The organism is Thalassobaculum sp., assembly GCF_965223715.1.
Lineage (GTDB): Bacteria > Pseudomonadota > Alphaproteobacteria > Thalassobaculales > Thalassobaculaceae > Thalassobaculum.
Genome location: NZ_OZ245012.1, coordinates 2389400 through 2401734, shown reverse-complemented (window position 1 = coordinate 2401734; position 12335 = coordinate 2389400). Strand labels below are relative to the sequence as shown.

Here is a 12335-nt window from a genome sequence, read left to right as displayed (position 1 = left end):
GGCCTCAGACCCATACACGCAATCAGATCAGCAAGCTCCTGGCGGAAAGCGGCGCTTCTCACCGGCCGCCCTCCATCGCGTTCCAGCTGGCGAACAATCTTCAGTAGTTGTGGATTTCTAAAAGGGTGTTGCATGGTGTGTCTCTACTTCATGAACATCCATCGACCGATCGAACAGCAGCGTATCAGTTCTGAAGTCAGTCACGAATCGTCGACCGCATCGGAGGGGCGTCGACCTCGACCCTAAGCGGCCGTTGAAGGTCTTTGTACCGATCTTCGATAGCGGTCGTTCGACCCTACAACGATATCTCGACCCAAAGGGGGCTCTTGGAACATTGAGATCAATCCAAGAGGCAGGACCTCCGACAACCTATGGGCCACATTTGACTACGCCTAACCTCTAACTCGATGCGGAGCGACTGAAAGCACCGGAACCAACAGACCGCTCCAGTTCGTCTGGATCGTCGATGGTGACACGTTTCCGATCGACCGAGATTCCGTGTTCTCCAAGCTTTGCCAGTGTCCGCGACAGGCTCTCCGGCTGCATGCCCAGGCGCTGGGCGATCAGATTCTTGTCATACGGCAGGTCGAAGGTGCAACGCGCCTGCCGCTGGACAGGGCAGCACGCCAGCAGAAAAGCGGCGACACGCTCCGTGGCCGTCCGGACCTTGAGCTGTTCGACCTCGACCGTCAGGGCACGTAAATGGACGGCCAGGGACGCGATCATGCCCGTGGCCACCCGCGGCGACACGGCGAGCAGCCGCTCGAAGGCAACGCGGTCGATGAAAGCAAGACGCGCGTCCTCAGCCACCTCGCCGCTGGCTGGATACGTGCTGTCCAGGAACAGCGCCGCCTCGGCCAGCGTCTCGCCCGGGCCGAACACCCGGATGACGACACGCTGACCGGCAGGGGTATCGCGGAACAGTGTCACCCAACCGCTTATGACGAGATACAGCCCGTCCATCGGCTCGCCTTCCAAGAAGAGCGTGGCTCCTTTGGCCAAGGTCTGTTCCCGGACGATCGGAATCAGCGCATCGATCTCGTTGTGGGAAAGGCGGGAGAACAGCGTCGCGCACCTGAGGTCATCGGCGGCTAGCATGGATGCGTCCATCCGTGGCTCGTCAGGAAGGGACACAGGAAACCGGTCCACTTGACCATAGTCAAGGCGGGGCCCTGGGAGCGGGCGTAGGGTCGGGGGCAATAAGCGGGGTGCAACCACCGCAAGAACAGACGCCGTTCGACGAGGGAGGGCTCAGGTCATGGATGACCCTGAGCGCAAGACCGTGCAAGACAAGTCCGGACAAGACAGCGCTGGTCAGCACGACCGCCCGGCCACCCGCCGCCGGGAGGCACTGGCGTTTCTGGTGACGACTTTCGTGATCTTCCCGGGACTGGCCGTGGGGTTCGTCGGCGCCTACGGGTTTGTCGTCTGGATCTCACAGATGATCCTCGGGCCGCCGGGGCCGCCAGCAGGATGACCCGCCCCTGGCGTCCCGCATCGACACGACCGGCCGAACCGGACCGTGCCCGGCGTGCCTTCCTGAAGGGCGTCTTCCACCGACGCGCGCCGAAGGCGGAGCCCGAGCCGCTGCGACCGCCCTGGACCGATACCGGGCGCCTCCTCGACGCCTGTACCCGGTGCGGCGACTGCCTGCCGGCCTGTCCCGAACAGATTCTGGTCGCCGGCGATGGCGGTTTCCCCGAGGTCGATTTCGGGGCCGGGTCGGGTGAGTGCACCTTCTGCGGCGCCTGCGCCCTGGCCTGCCCGGCAGAGGTCTTCGTGTCCGACCGGAAGCCAGCCTGGAACGTGCGGGCCGTTATTTCAAAGGAACGCTGCCTTGCCGTCGCCGGGGTCCATTGCGAGGCATGTCGGGATGCCTGTGGCGAGGCTGCCGTGCGCTTCCGGCCGCGGCTCGGCGGGCCGCCGCGACCCGAACTCGACCCGGACCGATGCACTGGCTGCGGCGCTTGCGCCGGACCCTGCCCGGCGGACGCGATCACCCTGCAGGAGGCGGAGGCCGCATGAGCGCCGAATGTCACATCGCCAGCCTGCTGCTCCAGTGCCGTCCCGGGGCCCTGGAGGCGCTGGCCGCCACGATCGGGGCCGAGCCCGGGGTCGAGGTGCCGATCGCGCACCCGCCCGGCACTCTGATTGCCGTGCTGGAGAGTCCCGACCAGGGGACGATTGCCGATCTGGCCCACCGTTTCACCGGGCTCTCCGGCGTGCTGAGTTGCAATCTGGTTTTCCACGGCATCGACGGGCACACCGGCCCGCCCGCGCTGGTCGCGGGTGCGGAGAATGGGAATGCTGAGGGAGTGAACGATGAGCGAGCTTAAGACGAGCCGACGGGCCGTTCTGAAGGCCCAGGCGTTGCTTGCCGCGACCGCGGCCGCGGGCCTGCCGGCCCCCGCGGAGGCCCAGAACCTGGTCACCGACCGGTCACAGACCGACCTGAAATGGTCGAAGGCGCCGTGCCGGTTCTGCGGGACCGGCTGTTCGGTGATGGTCGCCACCAAGGACAACCGGGTTGTGGCCACCCACGGCGATGCCAAGGCCGAGGTCAACCGCGGCCTGAACTGCGTGAAGGGCTATTTCCTGTCGAAGATCATGTACGGCCGGGACCGCCTGACGGTGCCGCTGCTGCGCATGCGCGACGGCGAGTTCGCGAAGGACGGAGAGTTCACCCCGGTGAGCTGGGACCAGGCCTTCGACATCATGGCCGAGAAGTTCAAGAAGACGCTCGCCGAGAAGGGCCCGACCGCCGTCGGCATGTTCGGCTCCGGCCAGTGGACGGTCTGGGAGGGATATGCCGCCTCCAAGCTGTTCAAGGCAGGCTTCCGCTCCAACAACATCGACCCGAATGCGCGCCACTGCATGGCCTCGGCGGTGGGCGGCTTCATGCGGACCTTCGGCATGGACGAGCCGATGGGCTGCTACGACGACATCGAGGCGGCCGACGCCTTCTTTCTGTGGGGCTCCAACATGGCGGAGATGCATCCGATCCTGTGGACCCGGGTGACCGACCGCCGGCTCAGCGCGCCGCATGTGAAGGTCGGCGTGCTGTCGACCTTCGAGCATCGCTGCTTCGACCTCGCCGACATCGCGATGGTGTTCAAACCGCATACCGACCTGGTGATGCTCAACTTCATCGCCAACCACATCATCCAGACCGGCCGGGTGAACCACGATTTCGTGGACAAACATACGGTGTTTCGGCGCGGCAACACCGATATCGGCTACGGCCTGCGCCCGGAGCATCCACTGGAGATGAAGGCGAAAAACGCCCGGGCGGTCGGCGGTTCCACGGACATGACCTTCGACGAGTTCGCCGAGTTCGTCTCCGAGTACACACTCGACAAGACCCACGAGATGACCGGCGTGCCAAAGGAACGGCTGCTGGAGATGGCCGAGCTCTACGCCGACCCGACCGTCAAGGTGATGTCGTTCTGGACCATGGGCTTCAACCAGCACACCCGTGGGGTCTGGGCGAACAACCTGATCTACAACATCCATCTGCTCACCGGGAAGATCGCAGAGCCCGGGAACAGCCCGTTCTCGCTGACCGGCCAGCCCTCGGCCTGCGGCACAGCCCGTGAGGTTGGCACCTTCGCCCACCGGCTGCCGGCGGACTTGGTCGTCACCAACCCGGAGCACCGGGCGATGGCCGAGAAGATCTGGAAGCTGCCGGAGGGCACCATTCCGGAGAAGCCCGGCTATCACGCGGTGCTGCAGAACCGGAAGCTGAAGGACGGCGAGCTCAACGCCTACTGGGTGCAGGTCAACAACAACATGCAGGCCGCCCCCAACATGATGGAGGAGACCCTTCCGGGGTACCGCAACCCGGAGAACTTCATCGTCGTGTCCGATGCCTATCCGACGGTGACCTGCGAGGCGGCCGACTTGATCCTGCCGACCGCCATGTGGGTGGAGAAGGAGGGCGCCTACGGCAATGCCGAGCGGCGAACGCAGTTCTGGCACCAGCTCGTTGACGCGCCGGGGGAGGCCCGCTCCGATCTCTGGCAGCTCGTCGAGTTCTCCAAGCGCTTCCGGGTGGACGAAGTATGGCCGGAGGACCTGCTGTCCCAGATGCCCGAGTACCGGGACAAGACCCTGTACGACGTGCTTTTCGCCAACGGACAGGTGGACCAGTACCCGCTGGAGGACGCTTCCGCCGACTACGCCAACCGGGAGGCGGAAGCCTTCGGCTTCTACATCCAGAAAGGCCTGTTCGAGGAGTACGCGGAGTTCGGGCGTCACCACGGGCACGACCTGGCCCCGTTCGACGCCTATCATGAGGCGCGCGGGCTGCGCTGGCCGGTGGTGGACGGTCAGGAGACCCGATGGCGCTACCGGGAGGGCCACGATCCCTATGTGACCGCCGGCGCGGGGGTGGAATTCTACGGCCACAAGGACGGCCGGGCCCGAATCTTCGCCCTGCCATACGAGCCACCGGCGGAGAGCCCCGACGAGGAGTATCCGTTCTGGCTGTCGACCGGTCGGGTGCTGGAACACTGGCATTCCGGGTCGATGACCCAGCGCGTGCCCGAGCTGTACAAGGCGGTGCCGGATGCGGTTTGCTACATGCATCCGGAGGACGCCCGGTCCATGAGCCTGCGCCGGGGCGACGAGATCGCCGTGATCTCCAGGCGGGGCCGCATGCGGACCCGGGTCGAGACCCGTGGCCGCAACCGGCCGCCGATCGGTCTCGTCTTCATTCCCTGGTTCGACGCCAGCCAGCTCATCAACAAGGTGACGCTCGACGCCACCGACCCGATCTCGAAGCAGACGGACTTCAAGAAATGCGCCGTCCGCATCGAGAAGGTCTGACAACAGGATCGGGAGGGACCCATGCTGCGAATTCTGGCCGCTGCCGCCGTGATCCTGGCCGGCTTGGCCTCGGCCGCCCTGACTCAGGAAACCCGACGGCCGGAGGTCGCGAGTTTGCGCGGCGATGCGCCGCTGGCCGACAGCGGCGAATCCCCCCGCATGCCGCGGGTGGAGGACGGTGCGGTCCGGCGGATGCGGAACTATCCCGAGCAGCCGCCGACCATTCCGCACCACATCGACGGCTATCAGGTCGACCGAAACGCCAACCAGTGCCTGTCCTGTCATGCGCGCGCCCGCACCGGCGAGAGCGGTGCGCCGATGGTCAGCATCACCCATTTCATGGACCGCGACGGCCAGTTCCTGGCGGCCGTCTCGCCCCGACGCTACTTCTGCAACCAGTGTCATGTGACCCAGGTCGATGCCCCGCCGCCGGTCGAGAACGACTTTGTCGATGTCGACACGCTGATCAACGCCACCGGACGACAATAGGCGGGCCGTCATGCGCAGATTATGGAACCTCCTGCGGACCTATTGGCGGACGCTCAGCCGCCCGGCGGTCCATCTCAGCCTCGGCACCCTGACGGTCGGTGGCTTCCTGGCCGGCATCCTGTTTTGGGGCGGCTTCAACACCGCGCTGGAGGCTACGAATACCGAGACGTTCTGCATCGGCTGTCACGAGATGCGCGACAACGTCTATGCGGAGCTGCAGACCACCGTGCACTTCACCAATCCCTCGGGCGTGCGGGCGACCTGTCCGGATTGCCACGTGCCGCATGACTGGACCGACAAGATCGCCCGAAAGATGCAGGCCTCCAAGGAGGTCTGGGGCTCGATCTTCGGCACCATCGACACCCGCGACGAGTTCCTGGAGGAGCGGCTGCGGTTGGCGAAGCACGAGTGGCACCGGCTGAAGACCAACGACTCGCTGGAGTGCCGAAATTGCCACAGCGAGGAATCCATGGACTTCACGCGCCAGAGCCCGCGCGCGGCGGATGCCCACCAGTCGCTCCTGGTCCCCGGCGAAAAGACCTGTATCGACTGCCACAAGGGGATCGCCCACGAGTTGCCGGACATGTCGGGGGTCAAGGGGTGGCAGTAGACCTGCCACGTTGCGGGCCGACAGCCGGGATCGGGCGATGAGCGACGATGCGGGGTCGGCCTTCCTCTCCCTGGGTTTCCGACCGTTCTTCCTGCTGGCCGCGCTCTGGGCGGCGGTATCCGTCGCGCTGTGGGTCGGTGTCCATGAGGGGCAGCTGATCCTGCCCGGCGCTGCGGATCCGCTCACCTGGCACGTGCATGAGCTGCTGTTCGGCTATCTCTGGGCGGTGCTGGCGGGGTTCCTGCTGACCGCGCTGCCATCCTGGACGAAACGGCCACCCATCGCCGGGACCCCGCTGGCGCTTCTGGCCGGTCTTTGGATCCTCGGCCGAGGGGCGATGCTCCTGCCGGGACTGTCTCTGCTCCAGGCGGGAGGCGTGGCGCTTCTGTTTCCCGTTGCCTTCGCCGCGGTGGCCTTGCGCGAGATCGTCGGCGGCGGAAACCGGCGCAACCTGCCGGTCGGCCTCGGCATCGTGGCGCTCGGTCTGGCGCAGGTCGGCTTCCTGGTCGAGAGCACGATGCTGGGCTACGCGCCCTATGCGCCCAGGGTCGCGGTCGCCGTAATGGTCATGCTGGTCGCTTTGATCGGGGGCCGGGTGACGCCGAACTTCACCGCGAACTGGCTGAGGCGAGGCGGGACCGGGCCGGAACCAGCACCGTTCGGGAGCCTCGACCGCGTCGTCCTGATGATCGGTGCTACGGCCCTGGTGCTATGGGTCCTGCTGCCAGGTGCCCCACCTTGGCTGGAGCGGACGGCTGGTGCGGCGCTCGGCGTCGCCGGTCTCGGGCATCTGGTCCGTCAGGCGCGCTGGTCGCCGTTCGCTACCCGCCGCGAGCCGCTTCTAGCGGTCCTGCATCTGGGGTATCTGTTCGTGTCGCTCGGCTTCCTGTTGGCCGCGACGACCGTCTTCCGGCCGGACTGGATTGATCCGACGACCGCCCTGCATGGCTGGACGGTCGGTGCCTTCGGGCTGATGCCGATCGCCATCATGGTTCGCGCCACCCGGGGGCATACCGGCCGGCCGCTAACCGCGCCACCGGCGACGGTACTTGTCTTCGCCGCGATCCTGGCTGCGACCTGCCTACGTCTCGCAGCCGGGGCCGGGCTGATGGACCCAACAACCGGTTTGCGGCTTGCGGGCGTGTGCTGGTCGCTCGGGTTCCTGGGATTCCTCGGGCTCTACGGACGGGCCCTGATCGTCAAGCCGGCCTCGGCCACGCCCTGAAGAGCACATGGATTTTGCGCGTCAGTCACTCGTCGCACGGTCCATCGGCCTGCCAGTGCCATCGCCCTATCGCGACGGGCACGATCGCGGGTGAGGCGTGCCACTGGGTACCGTCGTTCTGGGATCTGTGAGCCTTGGCACGAGCTTCGCCGAACCAGTCATTTACTTGGCTGCATTACGTAATCGCTGGTTCGGTGTGCGCCCAGGGACCCGCACTGCCGACTTTCTCTGTCATGTCGCATTAATTGATCTCGGGGAGGAGAAGCGACCGTTCGAAACCTCAGTGACGACCGACCCAAAGCGGACGCCGGTGGGCTATAGGCAGATTGCCCAGAAGCGGTCGCTCGCCACCAAGGGCGTCCTGCCCTCGGCAGCCATTCGCTGGCAGACGAGGCCTCGGGTTTCAGGGCCTCTTAGACGGTACATCGCCGATCCAGGCCAGGCGTGTCGACGAACTCCTGTCCTTTGGCCTACGCTCGACGCGGTGAGCCTGCAGGCGCTCACCGAGAGTGATGGGCAGATACCTTGAGGCGCTCCCTGCGCGAACCGAAGCCGAAGGCGCACCGGATGAAAGTCTCTGACTTGCCGGAAGACTTTCCAGTGGTCGAACGGAAGGCCGTTCGCCTGATCGTCCGCGACATCGAAGGAAGCGTCCTCTTACTCCACGCGCGCGATGTTACCGATCCGGAGCTTGGTCACTGGCGGGAGTTGCCAGGTGGGGGAATAGATGCCGGCGAAACACCCTCGGATGCCGCGTTGCGCGAATTGCGGGAGGAGACGTGGTCGCCGACCGGGGCTACTACGCCCAGGCCATCATCGACCTGATCGAGACCCGCGGCGCCAAGGCCCACATCCCCAGCCAAATTAACACCCGGGTCCGCCGATCCGTCGACCATCAGATCTACCGACAACGCAATCTTGTCGAACGCTTCTTCAACCGGCTCAAACACTTCCGAGCCATGGCGACACGATATCACAAGCTCGCAAGGAACTTCCTCGCCACAATCGCCCTCGCGTCCACCAGGCTCTGGATCAAAAATTATGAGTCCACGACCTAGTCGGCCGTCAGTACGGCCGGTCGCCGAGCACCGTGCAGCGCCGCATCACCCGACGCTGGGTGGCTGGGTCGTAGCCGGTCGCCCGGTGCAGCAGGGCACGGTTGTCCCACACCACGCATTCGCGCGGCAGCCAGCGGTGCCGATAGACCAGGTGGTCGGGGGTCGCCAGGGCGTTGACCTCCTCGATCAGCGCTCTTCCCGCCTCGTAGTCCATGCCGTCGATCCACTCCGCGTGATCGCCGAGGAACAGGGCCTTGCGACCGGTCTCGGGATGGGTGCGCACCATCGGGTGGTCGACCGGCGGCACCTCGGCCTTCTGCTTCTCGGTCATCGGCTCGTGGCCGTGCCGGCGGGTGCGCGAGAAGTCGAGGTTGTGGAACGCCCGCAGGCCGCCCAGCCGCGCCTTCCACTCGGGGCTGAGCCCGTCGTAGGCGGCGGCCATGTCGGCGAAGTGGGTCTCGCCGCCCTCCTCTGGCACGATCTCGGAATACATCATGGTGGCGTGGCCGGTGGTCGGCCGCCAGGACCCGTCGGTGTGCCAGTACATCGTCCCCTTGTCCGGGTGCCGTCCGTTCGGCCGCCCCTCGACGTCGAGGTTGGTCAGCAGGTAGATCTCCGGGTGGTCGGGATAGCCGTGGTACTGGTTCATGACGTGCACCTGGACCTCGCCGAACCGGCGCGCGAACGCGACCTGCACGGACGGCGGCAGGTCGACGTCGCGGAACAGGATCAGCTTGCGGTCCAGGAACACCTTGTAGATCTCGGCGAACATCGCCTCGCCGACGGCGTCCTCAAGCGTGATGCCGACGATCTCGGCCCCAAAATCGGGGTGCAGCGGACGGACCTTGAACTTACGGGCGGATCCGGATGCGGATCCCGCCTCGACGGCTGCAGTCATGGCTTCCTCCCACTGGTTCTTTCCCGGCTCTTGGCGTCAGCCTACTCCAGTGCGGCCGTGCCGCAAGGCGCGGCGAAGCGATGGGGCGAGGTCAGCCTCCTTCGAGCCGCGCCAAGAGCAGCCGGGCATTGTTGCGGGCGTGCTCGATGGCAAGTTGCTCGGCACGGCCGGGCTCGCCGTCGACGATTGCCTGCAGTATCGCCGCGTGGTCGTCCCACACCGCGTGCATAGGATGCTCGGTGCGCAGCGTCAGGGCGATCAGCCGGCGGATGTGGTGCCAGTACGAGGCCGCGGCCTCGTCCAGCAGGGGGTTGCCGGACAACTCGTAGATGAAGCTATGGAAGCGGACGTCGGCGGCCAGCCGGTCGGTCAGGACGCCTGATCGCAGCGCCGCTCGCCCCTGGTCGATAAGGCGCCGTCCGGTGGCGACGTCACCGGCGCTGCACGGCCTGCCCGCGGCCAACCGGGCGGCGCATGCGTCCAGCGCGCCTCGCACCTCGTAGAGTTGCCGCACGAAGCCGGCCTCCACGGGAGCCACCTGGACGCCGCTGCGGCCGTGCTCATGCACTAGGCGCTGCCGCCGGAGCAGCTGCAGCGCCTGTTGCACTGGCTGTCGTGAGACCCCCAGGTTGCGTGCCAATTCTTCCTGGCGCAGCACAGTCCCCGGCTCCAGGCGGCAGTCGCAGATTGCCTCGAGCAGGTGGTTGTAGACCTGGTCAAGCAACGAGGGGGTGCCGGCGACCGGCGAGATCGGGATTCGGGCTGTCATTTGCGTATTCTGTATTCAGTATTCCGATTGTGCAAGCGGGAAACTGCCAAATCCCGTACCCGATCCTGGAGGAAACCATGCTGAAAACCCTTACCGCCGAAGCGATTGCCGAGTACGAGCGCGACGGCTTCTACTTTCCGATCCCGGTGCTCGGGGCCGAGGAGGTGCAGCGCTATCGGAGCGCCCTCGAAGCCTTCGAGCGGGACAACGGCGGTCCCCTGCGCGGCCCGATGATGTTCAAGACGCACCTGTTGTTCCGCTGGGTGGACGAACTGATCCGGCATCCGAAGGTGCTGGACGCGGTTGAGGACATCCTCGGGCCGAATCTTCTGGCCTGGAACACGCACTTTTTCATCAAGGAGCCCGGCGATGAGCGCTATGTGGCCTGGCACCAGGACCTGACCTACTGGAACCTGGACCCGGACGAGGGGCTGACAGCATGGATCGCACTATCCCCCAGCACGCCGGAGAGCGGCGCCATGCGAATGGTCCCTGGGACCCACACCCGCGAAGTCGTGCCGCATCTCGATACCTGGAAGAAAGGCGCCATGCTGACCCGCGGCCAGGAGATCGCCGTCGAGGTTGACGAGGACAAGGCCATCGACGTGACCCTTCGGCCCGGTGAAATGTCGCTGCACCATCAGAAAATCTTCCATGCCTCGCCGGCGAACCGCGCCGACGACCGCCGGATCGGCTTGGCGATCCGCTACATCCCGACGCACGTACGGCAGGTCGTCATCGACGATGACAGCGCCGCCCTGGTGCGCGGCACCGACGAGTACGGGCACTTCCAGCTCGAGCCGCGGCCGGAACGCGACATGGATCCCGCGCTGGTCGCCATGCAGGCGGAAGCGGCCGAGCGCCAGGCGAGGATCCTGTACCACGGCACCGACCGGCCGACCTTCCGGGCGGACATCTGACCGGCCACTCGGTCCCGACCGGCCACTCCGGTCGGGACTACGGCCTGTCGGACCGGGGCTACGTGACCTCGTAGGTCAGGCCGACAACGCCGTTCGGCCAGGCCCGGGTCTCGCGCAGCGCCATCGGCAGCTCGGCCCCGTCGCCGGCGAACAGCGGCACCCCCTCCCCCAGCAGCACCGGCATCAGGAACAGCTCGATCGTGTCGACCGCGCCCTGCGCGATGCAGGCGGCCGCCGACGCCGCGCCGCCGACGATCCGGACCCGAGCGCCGGACTGAACCGCGATCGGAAAGACCAGGGCCGAGATGCCGACGATCAGCAGAACGAGACCACCAAGCAGCGGCAACCAGATATCCAACAAGATGAGCCAATCCGGTTCAGCACCCCGCCCGGCGAGAACCGAGCCTTGATGCTCTCCCAAATCCGAACCGTCCTACCGGCTGAGACTGGCCATTCGGCAGCAGCGACCTAAACCGGTCACTCGCACACTATTGCAGACCACAGGTCTTCCCGCGCTGCCTTGGGACAGACGGAACGCCGAGGCATACTCCTGGGCGGTCACTGGAGAAAGAGCGCCGCGTGGATCGTCTACAAGCCCTGCATCTGTTCGCCCGCATCGTCGAGCGCGGGACGATCTCCTCGGCCGCACGGTCCCTCGGCCTGTCGAAGACGTCGGCATCGAAGCGTCTGCAGAATCTGGAAGCAGATCTGGACATCCGGCTGCTTAACCGCACGACCCGGCAGGTGTCGCCCACGGAGGCCGGGCGGGAACTCTACGACCGGATCGTCCCGATGATCCGGGACATGGACGCAATCCTCGAGAGGATTTCGGAACGAACCGAAGCTCCATCGGGTGTCCTGCGGGTCCTGGCACGACGCTCATTCGGGATGCTGCATGTGGTTCCGACCCTGCCCTCCTTTCGGGAAGCCTATCCGGATGTGTCGGTCGACCTGCATCTGACCGAGACCGTCGAGATCGCGCCCTCGCACGAAGCCGATATCGCCATCCGTCTGGGACTTCCGGCGGAGAAGTCACTGGACTGGCAGCGTCTGACGACCGACCGCCGCATGCTGTGCGCAAGCCCCAGCTACTTCCTGCGGACAGCGCCGCCGGCGACCCTCGACGATCTCTCATCGCACAACTGCCTCACCTATGGGCAGGAGACCGAACCGGCCGTCTGGGTTTCGGAACAGCTCGGCAGAAGGCGTGACATCCACATCTCCGGCTCTCTGCGCTCCAACAGCGGAGAGGTGCTGCGCCAGGCCGCTCTGGACGGGCTCGGCCTGGCGCTGCTGCCGGAATGGATGGTCGCCTGGGATGTCGCGGCCGGAGGCCTTCAGACATGCCTTGAGGATATGCGGCTCTATCCGGCCGGCTACGGCGCCGAGATCTACGCCGTGTTTCGCAGGGATGCGCGACTCCCCGGCAAAGTCCGGGCGTTTCTTGATCACCTGCAACGGCACCTGGCGACCCATCTCGACTGATTGTCCGGTAAATCGGGAAGAAATGTCCCATATTATCCTGCTATTGGGCCAACG

15 protein-coding genes are annotated in these 12335 nt (G+C 65.9%); 11 read left to right on the top strand and 4 right to left on the bottom strand.

The genetic code is table 11. The features are described 5' to 3' along the window. Window positions 1-399 precede the first annotated feature (399 nt). Window positions 400-1110, bottom strand: coding sequence for a Crp/Fnr family transcriptional regulator (locus ACOQOP_RS11055; protein ID WP_420566396.1), 711 nt, complete (start codon window positions 1108-1110; stop codon window positions 400-402). Window positions 1111-1258: 148 nt separating this feature from the next. Here ACOQOP_RS11055 and ACOQOP_RS11050 point away from each other — a divergent pair, with 148 nt between their 5' ends. From ACOQOP_RS11050 to ACOQOP_RS11010, 9 genes are all read left to right on the top strand, one after another. After that, window positions 1259-1477, top strand: coding sequence for a periplasmic nitrate reductase, NapE protein (locus ACOQOP_RS11050; RefSeq protein WP_420566395.1), 219 nt, complete (start codon window positions 1259-1261; stop codon window positions 1475-1477). Next, window positions 1474-2025: a ferredoxin-type protein NapF gene (gene napF, locus ACOQOP_RS11045; RefSeq protein WP_420566394.1), complete on the top strand. Its 552-nt coding sequence runs from the start codon at window positions 1474-1476 to the stop codon at window positions 2023-2025. The genes ACOQOP_RS11050 and napF overlap by 4 nt, the downstream gene beginning before the upstream one ends. Continuing rightward, on the top strand, window positions 2022-2336 hold the full coding sequence (locus tag ACOQOP_RS11040; RefSeq protein WP_420566393.1) for a chaperone NapD: 315 nt from the start codon (window positions 2022-2024) through the stop codon (window positions 2334-2336). The genes napF and ACOQOP_RS11040 overlap by 4 nt, the downstream gene beginning before the upstream one ends. Next, the gene (napA, locus tag ACOQOP_RS11035; RefSeq protein WP_420566392.1) at window positions 2323-4827 is read left to right on the top strand and encodes a periplasmic nitrate reductase subunit alpha; all 2505 of its coding nucleotides are present in this window, start codon (window positions 2323-2325) and stop codon (window positions 4825-4827) included. Before ACOQOP_RS11040 ends, napA begins: the two co-directional genes overlap by 14 nt. 21 nt (window positions 4828-4848) lie before the next feature. Continuing rightward, window positions 4849-5316 carry a nitrate reductase cytochrome c-type subunit gene (locus ACOQOP_RS11030; protein ID WP_420566391.1) on the top strand — a complete coding sequence of 156 codons (468 nt, stop codon included), beginning with the start codon at window positions 4849-4851 and terminating at the stop codon, window positions 5314-5316. A gap of 10 nt (window positions 5317-5326) precedes the next feature. Next, window positions 5327-5926 carry a NapC/NirT family cytochrome c gene (locus tag ACOQOP_RS11025; protein ID WP_420566390.1) on the top strand — a complete coding sequence of 200 codons (600 nt, stop codon included), beginning with the start codon at window positions 5327-5329 and terminating at the stop codon, window positions 5924-5926. A gap of 37 nt (window positions 5927-5963) precedes the next feature. After that, window positions 5964-7151 (top strand): NnrS family protein, encoded by a 1188-nt coding sequence (locus ACOQOP_RS11020; RefSeq protein ID WP_420566389.1) that lies wholly within the window; start codon window positions 5964-5966, stop codon window positions 7149-7151. A gap of 567 nt (window positions 7152-7718) precedes the next feature. Continuing rightward, window positions 7719-7976: an NUDIX domain-containing protein gene (locus tag ACOQOP_RS11015; protein ID WP_420566388.1), complete on the top strand. Its 258-nt coding sequence runs from the start codon at window positions 7719-7721 to the stop codon at window positions 7974-7976. Beyond that, a complete protein-coding gene (locus tag ACOQOP_RS11010; RefSeq protein ID WP_420566387.1) occupies window positions 7931-8209 on the top strand; it encodes a transposase in 279 nt (92 codons plus the stop codon). The genes ACOQOP_RS11015 and ACOQOP_RS11010 overlap by 46 nt, the downstream gene beginning before the upstream one ends. A gap of 7 nt (window positions 8210-8216) precedes the next feature. Here ACOQOP_RS11010 and ACOQOP_RS11005 read toward each other — a convergent pair whose 3' ends face one another. Together ACOQOP_RS11005 and ACOQOP_RS11000 are read right to left on the bottom strand one after the other, a co-directional pair. Beyond that, the gene (locus ACOQOP_RS11005) at window positions 8217-9107 is read right to left on the bottom strand and encodes a TauD/TfdA dioxygenase family protein (protein ID WP_420566386.1); all 891 of its coding nucleotides are present in this window, start codon (window positions 9105-9107) and stop codon (window positions 8217-8219) included. Window positions 9108-9198: 91 nt separating this feature from the next. Beyond that, the gene (locus ACOQOP_RS11000; protein WP_420566385.1) at window positions 9199-9876 is read right to left on the bottom strand and encodes a GntR family transcriptional regulator; all 678 of its coding nucleotides are present in this window, start codon (window positions 9874-9876) and stop codon (window positions 9199-9201) included. 77 nt (window positions 9877-9953) lie between these two features. Here ACOQOP_RS11000 and ACOQOP_RS10995 point away from each other — a divergent pair, with 77 nt between their 5' ends. Then, window positions 9954-10796 (top strand): phytanoyl-CoA dioxygenase family protein, encoded by an 843-nt coding sequence (locus ACOQOP_RS10995; protein WP_420566384.1) that lies wholly within the window; start codon window positions 9954-9956, stop codon window positions 10794-10796. Window positions 10797-10854: 58 nt separating this feature from the next. Here ACOQOP_RS10995 and ACOQOP_RS10990 read toward each other — a convergent pair whose 3' ends face one another. Next, window positions 10855-11142, bottom strand: coding sequence for a dihydrofolate reductase family protein (locus ACOQOP_RS10990; RefSeq protein ID WP_420566383.1), 288 nt, complete (start codon window positions 11140-11142; stop codon window positions 10855-10857). Window positions 11143-11375: 233 nt separating this feature from the next. On the opposite strand from ACOQOP_RS10990, the gene ACOQOP_RS10985 reads away from it, so the two are divergent. After that, entirely contained in the window at window positions 11376-12281 is a 906-nt protein-coding gene (locus ACOQOP_RS10985; RefSeq protein ID WP_420566382.1) for a LysR family transcriptional regulator, read from the top strand. Window positions 12282-12335: the final 54 nt, after the last annotated feature.

What these genes read in the sequence shown, in the direction of transcription:
- ACOQOP_RS10995 (WP_420566384.1), top strand. Translation starts at nt 9,954, where the DNA reads ATGCTGAAAACCCTTACCGCCGAAGCGATTGCCGAGTACGAGCGCGAC.
- ACOQOP_RS11020 (WP_420566389.1), top strand. Translation starts at nt 5,964, where the DNA reads ATGAGCGACGATGCGGGGTCGGCCTTCCTCTCCCTGGGTTTCCGACCG.
- ACOQOP_RS11000 (WP_420566385.1), bottom strand. Translation starts at nt 9,876, where the DNA reads ATGACAGCCCGAATCCCGATCTCGCCGGTCGCCGGCACCCCCTCGTTG.
- napF (WP_420566394.1), top strand. Translation starts at nt 1,474, where the DNA reads ATGACCCGCCCCTGGCGTCCCGCATCGACACGACCGGCCGAACCGGAC.
- ACOQOP_RS11055 (WP_420566396.1), bottom strand. Translation starts at nt 1,110, where the DNA reads ATGGACGCATCCATGCTAGCCGCCGATGACCTCAGGTGCGCGACGCTG.
- ACOQOP_RS11025 (WP_420566390.1), top strand. Translation starts at nt 5,327, where the DNA reads ATGCGCAGATTATGGAACCTCCTGCGGACCTATTGGCGGACGCTCAGC.
- ACOQOP_RS11005 (WP_420566386.1), bottom strand. Translation starts at nt 9,107, where the DNA reads ATGACTGCAGCCGTCGAGGCGGGATCCGCATCCGGATCCGCCCGTAAG.
- napA (WP_420566392.1), top strand. Translation starts at nt 2,323, where the DNA reads ATGAGCGAGCTTAAGACGAGCCGACGGGCCGTTCTGAAGGCCCAGGCG.
- ACOQOP_RS11015 (WP_420566388.1), top strand. Translation starts at nt 7,719, where the DNA reads ATGAAAGTCTCTGACTTGCCGGAAGACTTTCCAGTGGTCGAACGGAAG.
- ACOQOP_RS11050 (WP_420566395.1), top strand. Translation starts at nt 1,259, where the DNA reads ATGGATGACCCTGAGCGCAAGACCGTGCAAGACAAGTCCGGACAAGAC.
- ACOQOP_RS11030 (WP_420566391.1), top strand. Translation starts at nt 4,849, where the DNA reads ATGCTGCGAATTCTGGCCGCTGCCGCCGTGATCCTGGCCGGCTTGGCC.
- ACOQOP_RS11040 (WP_420566393.1), top strand. Translation starts at nt 2,022, where the DNA reads ATGAGCGCCGAATGTCACATCGCCAGCCTGCTGCTCCAGTGCCGTCCC.